We start from the raw sequence: 21,294 nt of genomic DNA on the forward strand, positions 1-21,294 counted from the left end.
GCGTCACCTTAAGTCGCACCCCGCGGGGGTGGTCAAGGGGTGGAGGTCACATTCCCGCGACGGTCACCCGGTCGCAGGGATCGTGTGGTCACATGGGCGTCAACGGCGCCCGCACCCGCCGCCCAGCCACTTCACGTCGAACGAGGCGTACGTCATGTACTGGTAGTCGCCGCGTTCGTACAGCAGGCCCACGCGTCCGTCCGGCAGGCGGGTCAGGGTGGAGTAGGCGGCCGCGCCGGGGTCGACGACCTTCTTCACGGGCCATGTCCTGCCGCTGTCGCAGGACATCTTGACGGTGAGGTTGCGGCGGGCCCCGGTGTCCTCGGTGTTGCTGAACAGGAGCCACTTCGAGCGGGGGTCGCTCGGCGGCGCGTCGGGGGCGTACCGGATGATCGACGCGTTGTTCGCCGGGTCGGGCAGCTGCGGGTCGGGCGTGAACGGCGTGTACGTGACCCCGCCGTCCGTGGAGTACGCGATGGTCCGGTTCGGCGCCGAGCGGTTGTTGAGCATGACGGTCCCGTCGGACAGCTCCACCGTCTTGTTCTCGTCGCCGCCCGGCCCGACCGGCTCGCCCATCCTCCAGGTCGCGCCATGGTCGTCGCTGTATGCGCTCGCCGCATAGTTCGCGCCGTCGATCCGGATCGCGTACTGCTGGAGGAGGCGCCCCTTGTGCGGGCCGTGGCGCAGCTGGATGCCCTCACCGGACGCGGCGAACAGTCCACCCCACGCGGGGTTCTTGACCATCGACGTGATGCGGCGGTGGTGCCACGTCACCCCGTCGTCGTCCGAGTAGCTGTAGTCGGCGTGCAGGATGTCGGGATCGTCGTCGCTGTTGCCGGTGTGCGCCCCGGCGAAGCCCTGGTTCACCGAGGCGGCGTGGAAGAGGAAGACCCTGCCCGTGGTGCGGTCGGTGAGCAGGCTCGGGTCGCCGAACCCCTTCGGGGCGGCCTCGCTCCGCACCACCTGCTGCGCCTTCCAGGTGGCGCCGCCGTCCGTGCTGCGCCGCACCACGAGGGCGATGTGGCTGGGCAGATCGGCCATCGTGGGCCGGCCGTCGTAGGCCGCGATCAGCGTGCCCTTTGTGGACGTGGTCAGGGCCGGTATCCGGTACTGCGGAAATCCGTCTCCCCGGGTGGAGAGGTCCTGGGAGGTCAACTCGCCCTGATGGTCGGGGCGTTGGTCGCCGTGGGCGAGGGCGGGCGTCCCCGATCCCAGGGCGAGAAGTCCGGCGGACATCAGTGCGACGAGCATTCTTCGATGCATGGACGGCTCTCATCTCTGCGGAGGTTCTGCGAGCACATCAGATGTCAGATGTCCGTGAGAGGGAGGACAGCAGACGTCAGATGTCCTGTTCGTTGAGGGACCCTAGGGGCGCCGCAGAAGGCCGTCAAGGGCGCGTGCGGGCCTCGGAGATGCGCCGGCGGACCGGCGCGTAGTGCTCACCGATGGCCTGGACGAACGCCACCGGGTCGCCCGCGCGGGCCGCCGTCACGATGCTGTGGTGCGCGGCGACGGTCTCCGCCTGCTCGGTGTGCGTGAAGCCGTCGATCTGCGGGGCCACAATGGCGTACACATCCCAGAAGGCCATCGAGAGCTGGCCCATCAGGTCATTGCCGAGCGGCGCGACGAGCAGGGCGTGGAACGCGCGGTCGGCCTCGATGAGGCCCCGGTCGTCGCCGCTGACACCGGCGTCGCTCATCCGGGTCACCAGGCGTTCCAGCGCGTCGAGTTGCTCGCCGCTGAGCGACACGACGATCCGCTCGGCCATGCCGCGCTCGAACAGTTCACGCACGTCGACGAGGTCGGCGAGCACCTGCACGTCGTCGTCGGGGCTCAGCAGCCCGCGGAACGTCAGGCTCTCCACCAGCGCGGACAGACTCAGGTGTCCCACGTACGTGCCGTGGCCGTGCCTGACCTCGACGATGTCGAGCGCGTGCAGGATCTTGACCGCCTCGCGGACGCTGGATCGGCTCGCGCCGAGCGCCTCGCACAGCTCCGTCTCCGTGGGCAGCGGATCGCCGGGGTGCAGCTTGTTCTCGAGGATGTACCGCTTGATGCCGTCGGCGACTTCCTGCCGGAGCAGCGGCCGGACCGGCCTGGTACCGGGCATGAGCGGTCTCCCCACCTCTGGACGCGCCTGGACCCGCGGCCCGGGCCGCTTCTACGCTACCAAGGCATCGGACATCAGATGTCCGGGGCCGGGTGGGCCGGCGACCCCGCCCCTCAAGGCGTCCTGCCGCCGTCGGCTCCGAGGAACAGCGCACCTTCGGGCTCCTGCCGACCACTGGTCTGGTGCCAGTAGTCCCGCGTCTCGACTGCGAGCCCGTCACCGCGGAACCGTACGAACACGCAGCCCGCCAGCGTCGAGACCTCGCCGCCCTCTTCGGCCACCACCCGGAACTCGGCCACGGCCAGTCCGTCGGGCCCGACCAGCGGAGGCCCGAACCGCACGTCGAGCGGGCGCTCGTCCTCGAACGACCAGCGCAGATAGTCGGCGAGCGCCGCGCGGCCCCGGTGCGGCGCCCTGAACGGCATCGAGCGGTGCACGCAGTCCTCCGCGTAGAGGGCGAGGAGCGCCGGGACGTCGTGCCGCGTCCAGCCCCGCTCCCAGGTCTCGACGAACCGCCGTGCCGCGTCAGCTGTGTCCATGCCGGTGCGAACGCGCCCCCGTGGCGCCGTCATTCCTCGGGGCTCGCCGGCTTCTTGTGTTCGCCCTCCTCGACGGCGGGCGGTGGGGGACCGGCCTGCTGTGCCCGTTCGAGGAAGCGCAGGAGTTCCACCGGGAAGGGCAGTACGAGGGTCGAGTTCTTCTCGGCGGCGACGGCCACCACGGTCTGCAGGAGCCGGAGTTGGAGCGCCGCGGGCTGTTCGGACATCTGGGCTGCGGCCTCGGCGAGCTTCTTGGAGGCCTGGAGTTCGGCGTCGGCGTTGATGACGCGGGCGCGCCGCTCACGGTCGGCCTCGGCCTGCCGCGCCATGGACCGCTTCATCGTTTCGGGCAGCGACACGTCCTTGATCTCGACGCGGTCGATCTGGACGCCCCAGCCGATGGCGGGGCTGTCGATCATCAGCTCAAGGCCCTGGTTGAGCTTTTCGCGATTGGAGAGCAGGTCGTCGAGGTCGCTCTTGCCGATGATGGAGCGCAGCGAGGTCTGGGCCATCTGCGAGACGGCGAACCGGTAGTCCTCGACCTGCACGATCGCGTTGGCGGCGTCGACGACCTTGAAGTAGATGACGGCGTCGACCCGGACGGTGACGTTGTCGCGGGTGATGCCGTCCTGGGCGGGCACCGGCATTGTCACTATCTGCATGTTGACCTTGTGCAGCCGGTCGATACCGGGGACGACGGTGGTGAAGCCCGGCCCACGGACCGCGCCGTGCAGCCGGCCCAGGCGGAAGACCACGCCTCGCTCGTACTGCTTGACCACACGGGCCGCCGCGGCGGCGTAGACAGCGCCGAACGAGGCGGCCGCGGCCACGGCCGTGAGCAGTTCCGCCAGCATGGCGACCCCCTGTCTTTTGAGTCGTCCAGCTCGATGTGCGGAGGCCGGCTCGTGGTGCGTAAGCCGGCGACGGTGTGCGTGAGCGGGTTGGTGCGCTCAATCAACGATATGCCCGAAATCTTCAAATGGGCGAGGAGTGCCGATCGCTCACGCGGAGTGACCGCGTCCGGCCCTCCGATGCGCGCCGAACGGGCCCTTCCGGCGGCCGGAGGGCCACTCGCGCCCGGGCCCAACTCCCGGCCGGGCCACGGCGACGGCTGGGGTAGTGTTACCGCTCCCAGCAGCGCTTCGGCCGAGGAGGTGAGCCCCATTACCGCTGTGTCAGGTCGGGTGCTCCCTTCGCAGACCCGCGCGGCCCGCCGTACGTAGGTGGCCGCAGGTCATCGGGAGCCCCATCGGCATCCCGAAAGGTCACGCTTCATACATGTCGGTTCACCCGTCACCCCCGTCACACCACGACCACCCCGCCGCCGTCGCCAGGCTGCGCGCAGCGGGCTGTGTCTTCGCCGAGGAAGAGGCGGACATCCTCCTCTCGACGGCTCGTACGCCGGACGAACTCGCCGCGATGGTCGAGCGCCGCGTGGAGGGCCTGCCCCTCGAACATGTCGTCGGCTGGGCGGAGTTCTGCGGTCTGCGTATCACGCTCGAACCCGGTGTCTTCGTCCCGCGGCGCCGCACCGAGTTCCTCGCCCGCCAGGCGGCCGCCCTCGCGCCCGCCGGGGCTGTCGTCCTCGATCTGTGCTGCGGCAGCGGGGCGGTGGCCGCGGCACTCGCCACCCACGCCGACCCCGCCGAACTCCACGCCGCCGATCTGGACCCGGCGGCCGTGCGCTGCGCCCACCGGAACGTGTCGCCGTTCGGCGGCGAGGTCCACGAGGGCGACCTGTACGCGCCCCTGCCCCCAGGGCTCAGGGGCCGCGTCGACGTCCTGGCCGCCAACGGCCCGTACGTTCCCACCGGCGAGGTCGCCCTGCTCCCGCCCGAGGCCCGCGACCACGAGCGGCGCATGGCGCTCGACGGAGGCGCCGATGGGCTCGACATCATGCGCCGCGTCGCGGCAGGGGCGCCTCAATGGCTCGCCCCGGGTGGGCACCTCTTCGTGGAGACCAGCGAACAGCAGGCCGCCGAGGCCGTCGCGGCGGTCATCCGCAGCGGTCTGTCGGCCCGGGTCGTGACGGACGACGACCTGTACGCCACCGTGGTCATCGGCACGAAGCGGGGCGCGGCGCGGGAGGGGTAGCGACCGTGCGCGAGGGTGTGGGGACGTGGCACTCTGCGTCCCGCACCTACCCCGCCCGGCTCGGGGCCCGGCGCGTGCGTGTCCAGGTGAGGAGTTCGTCGGCCGGCCAGGTGTTCACCACGCGGTCGGCCGGTACCTCGCACTCCTCGGCGCGGGCGCAGCCGAGGTGCTGCCAGTCGAGCTGGCCCGGTGCGTGCGCGTCCGTGTCGACGGAGAACAGCGTGCCCGCCGCCACGGCCTCGCGCAGGAGCCGGCGCGGCGGGTCGAGGCGCTCGGGGCGGCTGTTGATCTCGACCGCGGTGCCGGACTCCGCGCACGCCGCGAACACGGCTTCCGCGTCGAACTGCGACTCGGGGCGGCCCCGTCCGACCTTGTTTCGTCCCGTCACGAGCCGTCCCGTGCAGTGTCCGAGCACATCGGCGAGCGGGTTCGTCACGGCGGCCACCATCCGCCGCGTCATCGCGGGCGCGTCCATGCGCAGCTTGGAGTGGACCGACACGACGACCAGGTCGAGCCGGTCGAGGAGTTCGGGTTCCTGGTCGAGGGATCCGTCGGCGAGGATGTCGCACTCGATGCCGGTGAGCAGCCGGAAGGGCGCCCAGCGCTTGTTCAACTCCGCTACTACGGCCAGCTGTTCACGTAGCCGCTCCGGGGACAGGCCGCGTGCCACCGTCAGGCGCGGAGAGTGGTCGGTCAGCGCCGCCCACTCGTGACCGAGGGCGATCGCCGCACGGCCCATCTCCTCGATGGGGCTGCCGCCGTCGGACCAGTCGGAGTGCAGATGGCAGTCGCCGCGCAGCAATGAGCGCAGCCGTTCACCGCCCTCGGCGAGCGGCGCCGCCGCGCCCTCGCTCTCCAGGCCCTCCAGATAGGCCGGCACCTCGCCTGCCAGCGCCTCCCGCACCACCTGCGCCGTCTTGGGCCCGACACCCTTCAGCGATTCGAGCGTCCCGGCCGCGGCGCGCTCGGCCACCTCCCCCTCGGGCAGCGCGCCGAGCACCTGGGCGGCGGTACGGAAGGCCCCGGCGCGATACGGGGGCGCGAGCGTGCGCTCCAGGAGAAAGGCGACCCGCTCCAGCGCCTCGACGGGTTCCATGGCCATGCCCTTCGCCACCTCCCGCTCCCGCGTCGCGTACCGCTTCCCTCCAGCGTCGCTCAGCCCCGCGTGCGCCGCGACACGCGAGGCCGGTGAGGCCAGACACGGAGGGGAGTGCTGTTGCCTACGCCGCATGCTCCGGTGTACGGACGAGCCGGTCGCCGGACACTCGGGACCACCACACGCCCTCCCCGCGCGTCAGACCCGGCAGAGCGAGCTCGGCCTCCCGCACCTTGCGGGCCGGGAGCGTGCCCGTGACCACCCAGGACGTGGTGCCGCCCGTCGTGTTGCCGAACTCGGCCTCCGCTGTGGAGAGCCGGGCCGTCACGGCGGCGAGCGCGTCCAGCGGGATCTCCGCCTCGAACGCGTGCACAGGCTCGTGCACCGTCGTCCCGGCCCGCTCCAGCGCGCGCCGCAGTACGAGCCGCGTCAGCCCCCGGAAGTCCCCGGCGACAGTGATCGGTGACCAGAACCCGGAGCGGACGAGCGTGACCCGGCAGTCCGTCACGGACCAACCGCGAGGCCCCTCGCCCAGCGTCGTGTGGACCGTGTCCTCGATGGCCTGGTGGAAGGCGCGGGGCAGCGCGCCCAGCTCCGTCTCGTACGCGAAGACCCGTCCGGAACCCCGGGGTCCCGGCTCCACGCGCAGCCCGACGGTCGCGCAGAATCCCGTCTCGCGGTTGTTCGTGATGTCCTCGTACGCCTCGACGGTGCCTGCGGGGCGCTCGAGGCAGCGGATGCGGCTCGGCTCGAAGACGGCCTCGATGCCGTAGTCCTGGACGAGGGTCGCGGCCAGGACCTCCTTCTGCACCTCGCCGTAGAGCAGCAGGGCCGTGCTCCCGTCGGGCGCGGCCTCCGCGTGGATGAGCGGATCCTGCCCCGCGATGTCGAGGAGCGCGGTGCGAAGCGCCGCCGAGCGGCCGGGCCGCACGGCGCGTACGAGGGTCTCCAGTGTGGGCGGTGCGAAGCCGGGCGCCTGGTCGAGGCCGTCGCGTGGGCCGAGCCGGTCGCCGACCCGGACGTCCGGCACGCCCCGCAGTTCACCGATGTTCCCGGCCGTGAGCGTGTGGGTCGTTCGCCCCACCACGTCGAGGCCGGTGGCGCGTCCGGGTACCTCGGTGACAGAGCCGTCGGACGCATCCCGGAGAAACGTCACACGTTGACGCTCTGCCACCTCGCCCTCGTACAGGCGGAGATAGGCCAACCGCTCGCCGACCGGGCCGCGTCGGACGGCGAAGACGGTGCCGCGCGGTGCGGCGCGGTGCGGCGCCGGGGGTCCGTGCGGCGGGACGGGAAGGGATCAACCGTGGGATTTCCTCGATGAGTTGGGCGACGCCCTGGCCGCCGAGGGCCGAGCCGAACAGGACGGGGTGCACGGAGCCGTCCGCGGTGCGTGCCGCGAGGACCCGGCGCAGTTCGGCGGCGGTCGGTTCGGGGCCGTCGACCAGACCTGCGAGCACCGAGTCGTCGACCTCGGCGAGCGCTTCCGCGACAGTGGCCCGTACAGCCGGGTCGTCGAGGCTTCGCGGGACCGTCCGGGCCTGCCGGCCGCCCGCGTCGTGGACCTTCGTGAGCGGGACGACGTGCGGGGTCAGACGGCGGCTGACCTCGTCGAGCAGCGCGTCGTCCCGCGCGCCCGCCCGGTCGATCTTGTTGACGAAGACGAGGGTGGGCAGCCGCAGTCGGCGCAGGGTCTTGAGGAGGACCCGCGTCTGGGCCTGGACGCCCTCCACAGCGGACAGCAGGAGCACTGCGCCGTCGAGGACTTCGAGGGCGCGTTCGACCTCGGCGATGAAGTCGGAGTGCCCAGGGGTGTCGATCAGGTTGATCTGGACGTCGCCGACGGTGAACGCGGCGACGGCCGAGCGGATCGTGATGCCGCGCTGCCGCTCGATCTCGCCGGTGTCGGTGCGGGTGTCGCCCGCGTCGACGCTGCCGAGGCGGGTGATCGCGCCGGTGTCGAAGAGGAGGCGCTCGGTGAGGCTGGTCTTACCGGCGTCGACGTGGGCGAGAATGCCGATGTTCAGGGTGTGCCGCGTGGGCTGGGAAGGCATGGAAGGTCGAGTCCTCGAAAGAGTTCGTCCGGTCAGGGCGCTGAACTGCTTCGAAGGAATGACGCATTCCGTGCTCCAGGGCTGTCGGGGGCGTGGCCCGACCATGATGCGGGGCTACCGGCAGGCCCGCGCAACTCATTTTCCGTTGCCCGGCGCTCGCCGTGCCCCGCCGGCTCTCGCGGGTGGGGTCAGCCGGCGAAGTGCCGCACGTACCGCCTCTGCCAGGGCGTCTCCACAGCTTGCGCGTCGTAGTTCCGGCGCACGAACTCCACTGCGCGCTCGGCCGGTACGCCGTCCAGGACTGCCAGGCAGGCCAGTGCCGTCCCGGTCCGCCCGCGGCCACCGCCGCACGCGAACTCGACCCGCTCCCCGGCGGCCCGCTCCCACGCGTCCGCGAACACCTTCCGGGCCTCATCGCGGCTGCTCGGCAGCCAGAAGTCGGGCCACCGCAGCCACCGCGACTCCCACGGGACGCCGGGCGGCCGACGGCCGAGGAGATGTACCGCGTACGAGGGCGACGGGCCCGGCGGGAGCGGGCGGCGCAGACCGCGCCCGCGAACCATCCGTCCGGACGGCAGGAGGAGGACGCCGGGGGCGCCTGCCTCCCACGGGACCCCGGCGCCCGACTCGGACGGGGGCCCGGAATCGGATTCGCTCATCTGCGTTCCATTCCCTGTGTGAACAGTTCGTTCGACGGACGGGTGACCACGGCTCAGCGGAAGCGAGAGTATCTACGAGAATCCCCGAATCCCGAACCACGGAGGCAGTACGTGGAGTTGACGCTCACAGGACGTCGCGCACTCGTGCCGCTGCTCGCGACCGTACTCGTCGTGCTGCTCGCCGGGACCTGGCTCCTGTCGGGCGCCCTCGTCGAGGCCGCCGGTCCCCTGACGGTCGCCACAGGGCGCACCGCGGTGTGCTGCGTCGTCCTCACCGCCTTCGCCGCCGCCCGATCCTCGGGGCGCGTGCGGATGCGCCGAGTCATCCAACGCCCCTGGCTGGTCTGCCTGTTGGCCCTGCTCGGCTTCGCCGAATACGCCGCGGGCACCCTCCTCGCCATCCCGCGCGTAGGTACCTCCCTCACGAATCTCGTCGTCGCCCTCATGCCGTGTGCGGGAGTGGCCATCGGCGCGCTCTGGTTCGGCGAGCGCGCGAGCGGACGCTCCGTGGCCGGCGCCCTCCTCGCGACAGCGGCGGCCGGCGCATACGCGGCACTCGGCGGCCAGGGCACCCTCGACGCACCGGGCCTGCTCCTGGCGCTCGCCGGGATGCTCGGGTTCGCGGGGTACGGGTTCCTCTACCGGCGTACCCTCGCCGGTCTGCCGCCCCTTGCCGTACTGCCGGTGCTCCTCGCAGCCGCCACCATGATGCTGCTGCCCCTCACCCTGCCGGGGCTCCTCGCGCATCCGCCGTCGCCGGCGCAGTGGGCGGGGATCGCGCTCCTCGGGGGTGCCGTGTACGCCCCCGCCTATCTGGTGCAGCACCGGCTGATCCTGCTCAAGGGGCCCGTGTTCACCGCCGCCGTCCAGCTCGCGGTGCCGTTCACGGTGCGGATCGGTGACTGGGTCCTGGGCACGGCGTCCGCTCCGGGAGCCACCGAGGCCGCGCTGCTCGCCGCCGCCTGCGCGGGCATCGCCCTCGTCACCCTGGAGCGGCGACGGCCCGGGAGCGGTGTGAGCGCTCCCGGGCCGTCAGTGACTCCCGATTCCGTTGGATCTGCCGACTCTTGTGGGGCGGCGTTGCCTGCTACGTTGCCCGGCTGCTCTTCATCGACAAGCTCGCGCACAAGATCCCGAGCACGAGGATGAGACCACCGATGATCACGTTGTTGAGGATGACTCCCAGGTCGGGGCTGGAGCCCACGACCCACGGCGCGATGATCATCCAGGCGCCCATGGCGCACATGGCCCAGCTGAGGCCGTACATCCGGGTCGGGGTGACGGCGAACCCGACGGCCAGGACTCCGATCGCGATGCCCATGATCAGGTTATGGGTCGCGAGCTGGGGCTGGTTGGCACTGTAGTGGACCACCCAGGGAGAGATGGCGCAGTAGAGACCGATCAGGAAGACCGGTGCGTCCATGAGCGCCACATCGCGGCCACCGAGTACGCGCGCGTACCGGTCCCGCATTTCCGAGACATCAGGGTGACTTGAGAGGTCAGGCCTGTGGTGAACGTCGGCCATGAGAATCGACTCCTTAGGGTTTCGAAGTCTGACCGCGTAGCGCGGCGGGCTGCCACGCACTCTTCATTCTGCGCTTATTCATTCCTTATGTGTACTCGGGGCGAGAATAAGGTGCCTATTGGGACGAATCGCCGCCGCGGCGAGGTCCGGGATCTCCGCTACGGTCACGCCCGCGCCCTCCAGGATTCCGATGCCGTCGGCGTCCGCCACGAAGGTGTCGGGCTCGCGCCAGGCCGTCACCACGCGTCGCGCGCCCGCGTCGAGGATGAGCCGGGCGCAGGTCTTGGGCCGCGACGCGCGCCGGGCGCACGGCTCGAGGCTGCTGTAGACAGTGGCGGTCCCCAGCCGGGGGTCCGCCGGGTCGATCTTGGCGAGCGCCGCCTCCTCGGCGTGCACGACCGGGTCACCCCCCTCGCGTGAGTGCCCGCGCGCCAGCTCCGTGCCGTCACTCGCGACGATCACCGCGCCGACGCTGAACGCCGTTTCCGAGGGCGGGCAGTCGGCGGCGAGGGCGCAGGCGAGGGCGAGCCAGTGCCGGTCGGCAGCGGTGGGGGAGTCATCGGTGCCGGGCGCGCAGGGCGCGTAGCGCATCAGGACCACGTCGCCGACCGGGCGGGTCTCCAGGAGCCGCATCCGGTGCCGGCTGCCGCCGGGGTACGGGCCGGGGCCGAAGAGCCGGGGGGCGTCCGGTTCGCCCACGACGAGCGGGGCCACCGCCAGCTGCACCTCGTCGGCCAGACCGCTCTGGAGCAGCTGGGTGTGGATCCGGGCGCCCCCCTCCACCATCAGGCGCCGCACACCGTGCGCCGAGGCCAGGTCGTCGAGCAGTCTCGCCCAGTCGACGGTCTCTCCGAGGGCGATCACCTCGGCGAGCGCGCCGAGCCGCTCCCGCGCCAGGAGCGCCCCGGCGTCGGTGGTGTACACGACCTTGTCGCCGCCCGTCGTCCAGAACGGGTCTCCCGCGTCCAGTTCGCCCGACGCGGTCACCGCCACCTTCAGCGGATACGCGGGCATCCCGGCGGCCACCCGGTCGGCACGCCGCTGCGCCGACCTGACCAGGAGCCGCGGCCGGTCGGCCCGCAGAGTGCCCGCCCCCACGAGGATCGCGTCGCACGACGCGCGCACTGCGTCGACCCGGTCGAAGTCCTCGGCGCTCGACAGGAGCAGGCGCTCGGGCCCCGCGTCGTCCAGGCAGCCGTCGAGCGAGGCGGCGGCGGACAGCAGGACGTACGGACGGGACGGGCGGGACGGCTGGGACATGGCGGCTCCGGGTCCGGGTGGCGAGAGCTGTGCTGCTTCAACCTTCGAACACTATCCGGGACCTCCCGCGGCCGAGACGGTCGTCATCGCGGCCGCATCGACCGTGGCAGCGTCTTACATTCCTTGACCAGCATATAACCGATGAGGCATATTGAGGTCATGCCCGCACCCGCCGTCTGGACCGCGCTCGCCGACCCGCACCGCCGCGCCATCGTCGCGCTGCTGCTCGAGCGTCCGCGGCCCGTCGGTGAGATCGTCGAGGCGTGCGGCCTGAGCCAGCCGAGCACCTCGAAGCACCTGCGGGTACTGCGCGAGGCGGGCCTGGTCGACGTCGAGCAGGAAGCCCAGCGACGCGTCTACCGGCTCCGGCCGGGACCGGTCGCCGAGCTCGACGCCTGGCTCGAGCCCTACCGGCGCCTGTGGAACGACCGCCTCGACGCACTCGGGCGCCGTCTCGACGCCCACGCCCCCGAGGACGACGAACCAGCGAAGGACTGAAGGCCATGACCACCCCGCACCCCGGCCCCACCGGCAGCTACGCCCCGTTCGACGACGGCCGCCCCGCCATCCGCTTCACCCGCACGTACGACCACGCGATCGAGCGGGTCTGGCGATACGTCACCGATCCCGCCGAGCTCGCACATTGGTTCCCTTCCCAGGTCGAGATCGAGCTGCGCGCAGGCGGCGTGATCCGTTTCCACGGCGACCCGAACATGCCGGAGTCGACCGGCCGCGTCCTCGCCGTGGACGCCCCGCGCCACCTCTCCTTCAGCTGGGGCGGCGACGAACTCCGCTTCGACCTGGAGGCGCTCGACGCCGGCCGCACCCGCTTCACGCTGACCAATGTCCTGGAGGCCGCCGACACCGCGGCCCGCAACGCCGCGGGCTGGGAGGTCTGCCTCACCGCCCTGGACGCGGCCGACCGCGGCGAGAGCTTCGACGGCCCGCACGCGGGGACGCTCGCCCCGTGGAAGATCCACTACGACGCCTACGTCGAGGCCGGACTGCCTTCGGGGGCGCCGGTCCCGGGCATGGACGAGGCGTAACCCTGTCCCTTACGGAGAGCTGTCAGCCGTCCGGTGCCGCGGCCCGCGGTGGCCACACCCCTGGCATCAGCACGCCCGACGCGTAGGCGCGCGCGACCAGTTCCGTACGGTTCGTCGCGCCCCACCGGCGGGTCAGGCGCCGCAGGTGGTAGTTGACGCCGTCCGTGGTCAGGCCCGTTTCGCGGGCCGCCTGTGCCGTGGTCGCGCCGGCGGCGAGCAGCGCCAGGATGCGTGACTCGGCCGCGCCGGCCGTCGCCCGCGGCCGGTCGGGCAACGCGGCCGGGCGTTCGCCGACGACCCGCAGCATGACGAGCAGATCCGGCGTCCGCTCGACGGTGTCGCTGACCGGATCCACCGTCAGCTCGCCCTCCCGCAGCGCCCCGTCCGGCGTCTCCCAGGTGACCGAGACCTGGTAGCGGGAGCGCCGCCGCAGTCGCAGCGCCTCGGCGATCCGGTGGAGCTGCGACTCGTCCCGCGGGCGGAACAGGTGCAGGATGTCCCGGCCCTTCAGGCGGCCGGGAGTGGTGTCGCACTCCGCGGCCATCGCCGCGTTCGCCAGCATGATCGTCCCGCGGGGTTCGCACACCGCGACGGGCATCGGGATCCGGTCGAAGAGCAGCATCGCGCGATTGCGCCACAGCACGCCGTCCATCGCGTACCCCTTTCCCATGTCACGTCCGGTGCCGTGACCGTCACCGTCCGGACCCATGTCCGGTCCGGCGCCGTGCCGCGTCCGGACCCATGGCACGTCCGCCCCACGAGCGCAAGCACGGATCGCCGCAGGCCACTACACAATCATGCAGTGCGGAGGCCCGGCCCGGTGGGGCCGCGGGACCAAGCTGGACAGGCACCGAACTCCGTACCGCGAAAGGCAGTTGCCGCCCCCATGCCCGACTCCGCGCTGCTCCCGCCGGCCCCCACCGACGGCCTTCCGCTCATCGACATCTCCGCCACGGGTCCGGGACCCGCGCCGCTCCAGCAGGCCATGGAGCTGACGCGCCGCCACGGCCCCGCACTCGTGCGCAGGCTGCACGGCCGCGACGCCCTCTTCGTCAGCGACCTCGACCTCGTCACCGAACTCGCCGACGAGACCCGGTTCGCCAAGCACGTCGGCCCGGCCCTGGAGAACGTCCGCAACTTCACGGCGGACGGCCTCTTCACCGCGTACAACGACGAACCGAACTGGGCCCGCGCCCACGACATCCTCATGCCCGCGTTCGCCCTGGGCTCCATGCGGACCTACCACCCCGTGATGTACCAGGTGTCCCGCCGCCTCATCGAGTCCTGGGACCGCGCCGCGCGCTCGGGCAGCCCCGTGGACGTGCCGGGCGACATGACACGGATGACCCTCGACACCATCGGACTCGCGGGCTTCGGCTACGACTTCGGGTCCTTCGAGGGCTCCGAGCCGCACCCCTTCGTGGAGGCCATGGTCCGCTGCCTCGAATGGTCGATGAAGCGGCTCGCCCGCACGCCCGGAGCCGACCACTCGGCCGCCGACGCCGCGTTCAAGGCCGACGCGGACTATCTGGCGCAGGTGGTCGACGACGTCATCGCGGCGCGCACCGACGCGCCCGAAGGCGACGACCTGCTCGGTCTGATGCTCACCGCCCGCCACCCCGACGGCAGCGCGCTCGACACGGCGAACATCCGCAACCAGGTCATCACCTTCCTCATCGCGGGCCACGAGACCACCTCCGGCGCGATGTCCTTCGCGCTGTACTACCTGGCCAAGCACCCGGCCGTGCTCGACCTCGTGCGCCGTGAGGCCGACGCCCTGTTCGGGGACGCGGCCGACCCCGAGCCCACCTTCGACGAGGTCGGCCGGCTCACGTACACGCGGCAGGTACTGAACGAGGCGCTGCGGCTGTGGCCTACCGCTGCCGCGTTCAGCCGGCACGCGCGCGAGGACACGCTCCTCGGCGGACGCATCCCGCTGCGCGCCGGGCAGGCGGTCACTGTCCTCGCGCCGATGCTGCACCGGCAGCCCGTGTGGGGCGACAACCCGGAGCTGTTCGACCCCTCCCGGTTCACGCCCGAGGCGGAGGCCGCGCGCTCACCGCACGCCTTCAAGCCGTTCGGAACCGGTGAACGCGCTTGTATCGGACGGCAGTTCGCGCTCCACGAGGCGACGATGCTGCTCGCTCTCCTGGTGCACCGCTACCGGCTCGTCGATCACGCCGACTACGAGCTCACGGTCAAGGAGACGCTGACGCTCAAGCCCGAGGGCTTCACCCTCACGCTCGTCCCGCGCACCTCCGCCGACCGGAACCACCCGGCCCTGCCAGGCCACGCGCCCGTGGAGGAGCGGACCGCCGCGCCGGACACGCTGCCAGCCCGGGTGCGGCCCGGCACCGGGGTCCTGTTCCTGCACGGCAGCAATTACGGGACCTGCCGCGGCCTCGCCGAGCAGCTCGCCGACGACGTCGCCGCGCTGGGCTGCGACACGGCCGTCGCACCGCTCGACACCCACGCGGGAGCGCTGCCCACCGACCGCCCCGTCGTCGTGGTCGCGGCCTCCTACAACGGCCGGCCCACCGACGACGCGGCCGAGTTCGCCACCTGGCTCGACGGTGCGCAGGACGGCGCCGCGAACGACGTCACCTACGCGGTCCTCGGCGTGGGCGACCGCAACTGGGCCGCCACCTACCAGCACGTACCGACCCGCATCGACGAACGGCTCGACGCGCTCGGCGGCACCCGCCTGTGCGAGCGCGCCGCGGCCGACGCCTCCGGCGACCTCAACGCCACCGTCCGCACGTTCACGACCGGGCTGCGCGCCGCGCTCCTCACGCAGTACGGGGACCCCGACGCGGCTCCGGCCGACGCCGCGGAGCCCGAGGACGCGTACGAGATCCGGGAGATCGGCGGTGGGCCGCTCGACGCCGCGGCAGCCCGGCACGGGCTCGTCCCGTTCACCGTCACGGAGGCAAGCTCCCTCACCGCGCCCGACCACCCGCGCACCAAGCGCTTCGTGCGTCTCGCGCTGCCCGAGGGCGTCACGTACCGCACGGGTGACCATCTCACGGTGCTGCCCGCCCAGGATCCCGCGCTCGTCGAGCGGACGGCCGCCGCCTTCGGTGTCGGCCTGGACACGGTCCTCGACATCAGGGCCCGGCGCCCGCGCCGCGACGGGCTCGCGCTCGACCGCCCGCTGACCGTCCGTCAACTCCTCACCTCCCACGTCGAGTTGGGGCACGCTCCCACCCCGGCCCAGGTGGCGCTGCTCGCCGAGGCGAACCCCTGCCCTCCCGAGAAGGCGGCGCTGGCGGCCCTCGCCGACGACCCGCGCACGCTCGTCGAACTCGTGGAGGACCACCCCGCCCTGCGCGGCGCGCTGACCTGGCCGCAACTCCTCGACCTGCTCCCGCCGCTGAAGCCCCGGCACTACTCGATCTCGTCGAGCGCCGAGCGGAGCCCCACGCACGCCGACCTCATGGTGTCCGTCCTCGACGCCCCGGCCCGCTCGGGCCGCGGCCGGTTCCGCGGTACCGGATCGGCGTACCTGGCCGGGCTGCGGCCCGGTGACACGGTGCTCGCGCGCGTCCAGCCGTGCCGCGAGGTCTTCCGCGTCCCGAACGACTCGGAGACCCCGGTCGTCATGATCGCCGCGGGGACGGGTCTCGCCCCGTTCCGTGGCGCCGTCGCCGACCGCGGCGCGCTGCTGGCCGCAGGCACCCCGCTCGCGCCCGCCCTGTGCTACTTCGGGTGCGACCACCCCCAGGGTGACTTCCTGCACGCCGACGAACTGCGCGCCGCCGAGGCCGCTGGCGCCGTCTCCCTGCGCCCCGTCTTCAGCGAGGCGCCCGAGGCGGGCCACGCCTTCGTCCAGCACCGGGTGGCCGCCGAGGCAGACGAACTGTGGGCGCTGCTCGGGGCCGGGGCGCGCGTCTATGTCTGCGGTGACGGGGCCCGGATGGCGCCCGGCGTGCGCGACGCGTTCCGCGCCCTGTTCCGGGACCGCACGCCGGGAGCCGACGACGACGCGGCCGAGCGCTGGCTCGCCGGTCTGGTCGTGGACGGACGCTACGTGGAGGACGTCTACGCGGGCTGAGGACTCCGCGCACATGGCTCCGCCCCGGCGGCAGCGTGCGGCCGACGCCGCACGCTGCCGCCGGGGCGGACCCGGCTCAGGAAAGGACCAGCTCAGGGCTGTACATGTCGAGCCAGAGCGCGAGGTCCAGTGTGCGTTCGAGCCCGCGCCGGGACGCCTGCTCGGTCTGCGGTACGTCACGGTGCGCGGCCCGCGTCACCCGCTCCCGGTCGACCAGGTCGAACACCCGGTGCGACGGCCGGGCGAGCAGATCCTTCGCCTGGTTCTGGAGCGCCACGGCGTACTTCGGGTCCTGCGTCGACGGATACGGGCTCTTCGCCCGGTCGTACACCGACTTCGGCAGCACGTCCGCGGTCGCCTCGCGCAGCAGGCTCTTCTCCCGGCCGTCGAACGACTTCAGCGACCAGGGCGTGTTGTACACGTACTCGACGAGCCGGTGGTCGCAGAACGGGACGCGCACCTCCAGTCCGACGGCCATGCTCGTGCGGTCCTTGCGGTCGAGCAGGACCCGCACAAAACGGGTCAGGTGCAGATGGCACATCCTGCGCATCCGGAACTCGAAGTCGCTCTCGCCGTCCAGGCGTTGGATGCCGCGCACGGCGCCCGCGTAGCTGTTGCGGACGTATCCGTCCAGGTCGAGGGCGCCGGCCAGGTCGCCGCGCAGGACGTCGGCGTCGTCGCCGAAGTGCTGGGACATGCGCACCAGCCACGGAAACGTGTCGGCACTGCGCGCCTCCTCGTCGAAGAACTGGAGGTAGCCGCCGAACACCTCGTCGGCGGACTCGCCCGACAGGGCTACGGTCGAGTGCTCCCTGATCGCCCGGAACAGCAGATACAGCGACGCGTCCATGTCCCCGAAGCCCGCGGGGATGTCACGGGCCCGGATCACCCGGGCTCGCACCTCGGGGTCGGCCAGCTCGTTCGAGTCGAGGACGATGTCGCGGTGGTCGGTGCCGGCCGCCTTCGCCACATCGTGCACGTACGGGGTGTCGGGTGTGCCGCGCATCTCGTCGGCGACGAAGTTCTCCGTCTGGCCCACGAAGTCCACGGCGAAGCTGCGTACGGTCTCGCCTTGTTCACCGAGCTGCCGCGCCGCGATCGCCGTCATGGCGGACGAGTCGAGGCCGCCGGAGAGCAGCGTGCAGCGCGGGACGTCGGAGACGAGCTGGCGGCGCACGATGTCGTCGAGGAGCGAGCGTACGGTCGCGATCGACGTCTCGCGGTCGTCGGTGTGCGGGCGGGTCTCCAGCGTCCAGTACGCCCGCTGCCGCAGCCCGCTCCGGTCGACGGTCACGATGGTGCCCGGCTCCACCTCGTGCATCCCGTCCCAGACCGCGTGGCCCGGCGTCTTCACGATGGTGAACAGCTCTCGCAGGCCGTCCAACGTCACGCGTGACCTCGCGAGCGGATTGGCGAGGATCGCCTTGGGCTCGGACCCGAAGAGGACGCCGTCCGGAGTCTCGTAGAAATAGAACGGCTTGATGCCCATGCGGTCCCTGATCATCACGAGCTTGTTCTCGCGGCCGTCCCAGACGGCGAACGCGTACATGCCGTTGAGGCGCTGGGCCAGCCCCTCGCCCCACTCCAGGTAGCCGCGCAGTACGACCTCGGTGTCGGATTCGGTGGTGAACGTGTGGCCGTGTCCGGTCAGTTCGCGGCGGAGTTCCGTGTAGTTGTACGTCTCGCCGGAGTAGACGAGCGCGACGGTGCCGCGCGGTGTCTCGGCGGTCATCGGCTGACGCCCGCCCGGCAGGTCGATGATCGCCAGCCTGCGGTGGCCGAGCGCCGCGGGCCCCTCGGTCCACGTGCCGCGGTCGTCCGGGCCGCGGCACTCCATCGTCTGCGTCATCGCATCCAATGTGTCGGCCGAAGCGCGCAGGTCGCGATCGAAGGAGACCCAGCCGGTGATGCCACACATACGTTCCTCCTGCATGCCGTTCTGGCGCCGAATCAGTTGTATCCAGCACCTATATGTCGAGCGTGTGACATGGCGCTGTGTACGGTCAACGCGTCGGTAACCCGGCGGGGGTCGGTGACCCGACGGTTTCGGCCGCTCTTTGCTTGACAGGGTGGAACGGTCCCCATCGCAAATCGCGACGGCGCGCCGGTCATTGCCGGAATGCGGGCGGCCGCACGGGCGGGATCCGGCCAAGGGCAAAAACTTGATCAACTCCTGGCCGGACCCCGCGGTCCTCAGGCCGTCACGGCCGTCCGGTTCCAGTGCGGCAGCATGACCACTCCCGCGAGCGCCGCCGCGGCCGCGAAGCCGTAGAAGAGCACGGTGGTCGCGAGGAACCCCGGGAGCAGGCCGCCGAGGATCGCGCCGACGGAGCCGCAGCCGTTGACGAAACCGGTCGCGGTGCCCGCCCCGGCCAGGCCGCCCGAGTCGACGGCCGCGACGCCCGCGATCAGGGCGTCCGCTGCGTAGAGACCGAAGCCGATCACGGCCAGGACGCCGACCATCGTCCCGGTGCTGCCGGTCGCGGTGAGCGGCGCGAACGCCGCGAGCATCACCGTCAGCAGACCGAGCGAGAGGACGCACGGCGGGACGCGCCGGGACGAGAACAGGCGGTCGGAGATCCAGCCGACCGTCATCGGCGCCAGCACTCCGGCCACACCGAACGCCACCGGGATCAGCGTGGCCTCCAACTTGCCCACCTCGGGCAGCCGTTCACTGACGATCACGGGGCCCCACAACAGGAGCGCGTACCGGGCGGGCTTGAGCAGGAAGTACGCGGCGCTGAGCGTCAGGACCATCCGGTTGCGCAGGATCTCGCGGTAGATCTCGCGCGAGGTGGGCGGCGCCTCGGCGGGCTCGGGCACGGCGCCCGAGCCGGCCGTCGTCTCCGGGGCGTCGGGCCGCGGGAGACCCACGTCGGCGGGCTCGTTGCGCTGGAAGACGACGAACAGCACCAGGACGACGGCCAGTGTCGCGGACCCCGCCAGGAACGCGGCGTGCCAGCTGTCGAAGACCGAGTACGCCCACCAGCCGAGGAACGGCGGCGCCGCGAGGCCGCCGAACGCGTAGTTCGTGCACCACAGGCCGAGGATCCGGCCGCGGTCCTTCACCGGCACGAAACTGGTCACGTTCTTGCACAGCGGGGCCCAGCCCGTCGACTGCGCGAGCCCCTGCACGGCCATCGCGACGCCGAACACCACGAGCGAGCTGCTCAGGCCGATGACCGCCGAGGCGACCACCGCGCCCGCCATCCCGCCGATCACGACGACCCGCGGCCCGAACCGGTCCGCCCACGAGCCCCATGCGAACTGCCCCACCGCGTACGCCGCGAGATACACGGCGTCGATCACACCGAGCGTGTGGGACGTGAGCGTGTGGTTGACCGCTGGGTCGTCCAGAATGCCGAGTTTGGCGACCGGGAACGCCTGCCGGACGAAGTAGAAGCCCGCGTACGCGATCCAGGTGACTGCGAATATCTGCCACCGCCAGCGCTGCGACCGCCGGACGGATCCGGGGGCGGCGGCGGGGGACCGGAGCGGGTCGAGCGCGGTGCCTGGCCGGGTGCCGTCGGGCATGGTGGTCTCCTCTTCCTCGGTGCCTGGTGAGCGATGAGTGCGGGGGGTGACGTGCCGCAGTGCTGCGTGGTGCCGGGCCCCGCGCCGCGAGACGTGCTCGCGCCGCGGGCTGCCCTCTGTGCCGGGTGGTCGGTCAGGCCGTCGCGGCCAGAGACTCGTCGAACGTGGCTGCGGCGAGGCCGAAGGAGAGCGTCATACCGATGCCCGAGGTGACCGAGATGGCCCGCACGCCGGGTGCCATGTCGCGGACCAGGAGGGGGCCGCTGCCGCTGCTCGCGTAGACGCCCTGCCAGCGCTCCTTCACCTGGAGATCGCCCGTGCCGAGGACCTTGGCCGCCGAGTCGAGCAGCAGCTGTGCCGTCGGCTCGTCCTCGAAGGGGATCGCGGTCCGCCCGTAGGCGTGCGAGTCACCGACGAGGACCGTGCCGTCGGGCAGCCGGGTGAACATGACGTTCGCGACGACGTCGAGCAACTCCGGGCTGTGGCCGATGACCTCCTCGCGCAGCCTCGGCCCCGACGGCATGGCCGTGAAGGCGTCGTAGCGCAGCATGGACGTGGCGGTCAGGATCGCCGCGTCCGTGCGGAAGGCGTCGGGCGCCGCGACGCGCGCCATCGTGAGGCGGCAGCGCTCGATGCCGTGCTCCTCCGCCGCCGTGGGGTACAGGCGGTCCAGGTCGTGACCCACGCAGACGAGGATCCGGTCGCCGTGGACCGGGCCGCGGCCGGTGTGGACGGTGCCCTCCGCGACGCCGTTCACGTTCGTGCCCCACACCACGGTGACGTTGGGCTGTATGGACAGCCATGCGGCCAGGTCCGGGGCAGCCTCGCGGGGGTTGACGCGCAGGTCGTCGGGGAGGAAGGCGCCGCCCACGATGTCGGCGGCGTCGGCACCCCGGCCGAGTTCGCCCGCGACCTCCTCGCGGGTCCGCAGCCGGACGGTGTCCGCGCCGCGCTCCTCGCGCAGCTCCTCCAGGACCGCCAGTTCCGCCTCCGACCTCGCCACCACGAGCGCGCCGGCCTCCTTGGCCCACAGGCCCGAGCTCTTCGCGGCCTCCAGCCATCCGGCCCGCGAGCGGTAGGCGAGTTCCAGCAGGTCGCCGCGTTGTGCCGTGATGCAGCAGTGCCCGAAGTTGCGTACCGAAGCCCCTACGGGCTGCCAGTCCCGCTCGATGACCGTGACGGTCAGCCCGCGCCGGGCGGCCTCGAAGGCGTGGGCGAGGCCGACGACCCCGGCGCCGACGACGACCAGGTCGCTGCGGCCGCCGGGCAGCTCGGAGGCGGGCGAAGGGGTGGAGGGGGACGCTGTTGTGATGCTCATGGATT

The 21,294-nt window shown here is 72.1% G+C and carries 16 protein-coding genes and 2 pseudogenes; 5 read left to right on the forward strand and 13 right to left on the reverse strand.

The window, feature by feature from the left end; translation table 11 throughout:
- Positions 1-111: 111 nt before the first annotated feature.
- From CG723_RS11650 to CG723_RS11665, 4 genes and pseudogenes are all read right to left on the reverse strand, one after another.
- Positions 112-1,263: pseudogene (locus CG723_RS11650) on the reverse strand (sialidase family protein); the annotation flags it as partial.
- A 124-nt stretch (positions 1,264-1,387) separates the two neighbouring features.
- Positions 1,388-2,110 (reverse strand): FadR/GntR family transcriptional regulator, encoded by a 723-nt coding sequence (locus CG723_RS11655; protein ID WP_100593203.1) that lies wholly within the window; start codon positions 2,108-2,110, stop codon positions 1,388-1,390.
- Between the two features lie 113 nt (positions 2,111-2,223).
- Positions 2,224-2,649: a nuclear transport factor 2 family protein gene (locus CG723_RS11660; RefSeq protein WP_100593204.1), complete on the reverse strand. Its 426-nt coding sequence runs from the start codon at positions 2,647-2,649 to the stop codon at positions 2,224-2,226.
- Positions 2,650-2,678: 29 nt separating this feature from the next.
- On the reverse strand, positions 2,679-3,503 hold the full coding sequence (locus CG723_RS11665; RefSeq protein ID WP_100593205.1) for a slipin family protein: 825 nt from the start codon (positions 3,501-3,503) through the stop codon (positions 2,679-2,681).
- Positions 3,504-3,927: 424 nt separating this feature from the next.
- Between CG723_RS11665 and CG723_RS11670 the strand changes: the two genes are divergently transcribed.
- The gene (locus CG723_RS11670) at positions 3,928-4,743 is read left to right on the forward strand and encodes a putative protein N(5)-glutamine methyltransferase (RefSeq protein WP_100593206.1); all 816 of its coding nucleotides are present in this window, start codon (positions 3,928-3,930) and stop codon (positions 4,741-4,743) included.
- 46 nt (positions 4,744-4,789) lie between these two features.
- Here the strand turns inward: CG723_RS11670 and CG723_RS11675 are convergent, their stop codons facing one another.
- The 3 genes and pseudogenes from CG723_RS11675 to CG723_RS11685 form a co-directional block, all read right to left on the reverse strand.
- Positions 4,790-5,839: a PHP domain-containing protein gene (locus tag CG723_RS11675; protein WP_100593822.1), complete on the reverse strand. Its 1,050-nt coding sequence runs from the start codon at positions 5,837-5,839 to the stop codon at positions 4,790-4,792.
- Positions 5,840-5,963: 124 nt separating this feature from the next.
- Positions 5,964-7,893 (reverse strand): annotated as a pseudogene (gene otr(A), locus CG723_RS11680) (tetracycline resistance ribosomal protection protein Otr(A)).
- A 188-nt stretch (positions 7,894-8,081) separates the two neighbouring features.
- Complete coding sequence (locus CG723_RS11685; RefSeq protein ID WP_442802540.1) at positions 8,082-8,552, reverse strand: protein-tyrosine phosphatase family protein; 471 nt, start codon at positions 8,550-8,552, stop codon at positions 8,082-8,084.
- Between the two features lie 111 nt (positions 8,553-8,663).
- On the opposite strand from CG723_RS11685, the gene CG723_RS11690 reads away from it, so the two are divergent.
- Positions 8,664-9,701, forward strand: a complete 1,038-nt coding sequence (locus CG723_RS11690) for a DMT family transporter (RefSeq protein ID WP_159032430.1) — start codon at positions 8,664-8,666, stop codon at positions 9,699-9,701.
- Here CG723_RS11690 and CG723_RS11695 read toward each other — a convergent pair.
- Together CG723_RS11695 and CG723_RS11700 are read right to left on the reverse strand one after the other, a co-directional pair.
- Complete coding sequence (locus CG723_RS11695; RefSeq protein ID WP_100593209.1) at positions 9,640-10,077, reverse strand: SPW repeat protein; 438 nt, start codon at positions 10,075-10,077, stop codon at positions 9,640-9,642. The two genes, CG723_RS11690 and CG723_RS11695, sit on opposite strands and share 62 nt — an antisense overlap.
- Before the next feature lie 78 nt (positions 10,078-10,155).
- On the reverse strand, positions 10,156-11,337 hold the full coding sequence (locus CG723_RS11700) for a dihydrofolate reductase family protein (protein ID WP_100593210.1): 1,182 nt from the start codon (positions 11,335-11,337) through the stop codon (positions 10,156-10,158).
- Between the two features lie 159 nt (positions 11,338-11,496).
- Here CG723_RS11700 and CG723_RS11705 point away from each other — a divergent pair, with 159 nt between their 5' ends.
- Together CG723_RS11705 and CG723_RS11710 are read left to right on the forward strand one after the other, a co-directional pair.
- Complete coding sequence (locus CG723_RS11705; protein ID WP_100593211.1) at positions 11,497-11,835, forward strand: ArsR/SmtB family transcription factor; 339 nt, start codon at positions 11,497-11,499, stop codon at positions 11,833-11,835.
- 5 nt (positions 11,836-11,840) lie between these two features.
- On the forward strand, positions 11,841-12,383 hold the full coding sequence (locus tag CG723_RS11710) for an SRPBCC family protein (RefSeq protein ID WP_100593212.1): 543 nt from the start codon (positions 11,841-11,843) through the stop codon (positions 12,381-12,383).
- Between the two features lie 22 nt (positions 12,384-12,405).
- Here CG723_RS11710 and CG723_RS11715 read toward each other — a convergent pair whose 3' ends face one another.
- Positions 12,406-13,053 carry a LuxR C-terminal-related transcriptional regulator gene (locus tag CG723_RS11715; protein ID WP_100593823.1) on the reverse strand — a complete coding sequence of 216 codons (648 nt, stop codon included), beginning with the start codon at positions 13,051-13,053 and terminating at the stop codon, positions 12,406-12,408.
- Between the two features lie 216 nt (positions 13,054-13,269).
- Here CG723_RS11715 and CG723_RS11720 point away from each other — a divergent pair, with 216 nt between their 5' ends.
- Positions 13,270-16,437 carry a cytochrome P450 gene (locus CG723_RS11720; RefSeq protein WP_100593213.1) on the forward strand — a complete coding sequence of 1,056 codons (3,168 nt, stop codon included), beginning with the start codon at positions 13,270-13,272 and terminating at the stop codon, positions 16,435-16,437.
- A gap of 76 nt (positions 16,438-16,513) precedes the next feature.
- Here the strand turns inward: CG723_RS11720 and asnB are convergent, their stop codons facing one another.
- The 3 genes from asnB to CG723_RS11735 all read right to left on the reverse strand — a co-directional run bounded on the left by asnB (position 16,514) and on the right by CG723_RS11735 (position 21,289).
- On the reverse strand, positions 16,514-18,355 hold the full coding sequence (asnB, locus tag CG723_RS11725; RefSeq protein WP_100593214.1) for an asparagine synthase (glutamine-hydrolyzing): 1,842 nt from the start codon (positions 18,353-18,355) through the stop codon (positions 16,514-16,516).
- 275 nt (positions 18,356-18,630) lie between these two features.
- Positions 18,631-19,971 carry an MFS transporter gene (locus tag CG723_RS11730; protein ID WP_100593215.1) on the reverse strand — a complete coding sequence of 447 codons (1,341 nt, stop codon included), beginning with the start codon at positions 19,969-19,971 and terminating at the stop codon, positions 18,631-18,633.
- A 133-nt stretch (positions 19,972-20,104) separates the two neighbouring features.
- Entirely contained in the window at positions 20,105-21,289 is a 1,185-nt protein-coding gene (locus tag CG723_RS11735) for a TIGR03364 family FAD-dependent oxidoreductase (protein ID WP_100593216.1), read from the reverse strand.
- Positions 21,290-21,294: the final 5 nt, after the last annotated feature.

It is taken from the genome of Streptomyces sp. CB01635 (genome assembly GCF_002803065.1).
Classification (GTDB): domain Bacteria; phylum Actinomycetota; class Actinomycetes; order Streptomycetales; family Streptomycetaceae; genus Streptomyces.

Bases quoted from the DNA above. Each gene is read 5' to 3' on its own strand.
- CG723_RS11655 (WP_100593203.1), bottom strand. From the start codon at position 2,110: ATGCCCGGTACCAGGCCGGTCCGGCCGCTGCTCCGGCAGGAAGTCGCC.
- CG723_RS11660 (WP_100593204.1), bottom strand. From the start codon at position 2,649: ATGGACACAGCTGACGCGGCACGGCGGTTCGTCGAGACCTGGGAGCGG.
- CG723_RS11665 (WP_100593205.1), bottom strand. From the start codon at position 3,503: ATGCTGGCGGAACTGCTCACGGCCGTGGCCGCGGCCGCCTCGTTCGGC.
- CG723_RS11670 (WP_100593206.1), top strand. From the start codon at position 3,928: ATGTCGGTTCACCCGTCACCCCCGTCACACCACGACCACCCCGCCGCC.
- CG723_RS11675 (WP_100593822.1), bottom strand. From the start codon at position 5,839: ATGGAACCCGTCGAGGCGCTGGAGCGGGTCGCCTTTCTCCTGGAGCGC.
- CG723_RS11685 (WP_442802540.1), bottom strand. From the start codon at position 8,552: ATGAGCGAATCCGATTCCGGGCCCCCGTCCGAGTCGGGCGCCGGGGTC.
- CG723_RS11695 (WP_100593209.1), bottom strand. From the start codon at position 10,077: ATGGCCGACGTTCACCACAGGCCTGACCTCTCAAGTCACCCTGATGTC.
- CG723_RS11700 (WP_100593210.1), bottom strand. From the start codon at position 11,337: ATGTCCCAGCCGTCCCGCCCGTCCCGTCCGTACGTCCTGCTGTCCGCC.
- CG723_RS11705 (WP_100593211.1), top strand. From the start codon at position 11,497: ATGCCCGCACCCGCCGTCTGGACCGCGCTCGCCGACCCGCACCGCCGC.
- CG723_RS11710 (WP_100593212.1), top strand. From the start codon at position 11,841: ATGACCACCCCGCACCCCGGCCCCACCGGCAGCTACGCCCCGTTCGAC.
- CG723_RS11715 (WP_100593823.1), bottom strand. From the start codon at position 13,053: ATGGGAAAGGGGTACGCGATGGACGGCGTGCTGTGGCGCAATCGCGCG.
- CG723_RS11720 (WP_100593213.1), top strand. From the start codon at position 13,270: ATGCCCGACTCCGCGCTGCTCCCGCCGGCCCCCACCGACGGCCTTCCG.
- asnB (WP_100593214.1), bottom strand. From the start codon at position 18,355: ATGTGTGGCATCACCGGCTGGGTCTCCTTCGATCGCGACCTGCGCGCT.
- CG723_RS11730 (WP_100593215.1), bottom strand. From the start codon at position 19,971: ATGCCCGACGGCACCCGGCCAGGCACCGCGCTCGACCCGCTCCGGTCC.
- CG723_RS11735 (WP_100593216.1), bottom strand. From the start codon at position 21,289: ATGAGCATCACAACAGCGTCCCCCTCCACCCCTTCGCCCGCCTCCGAG.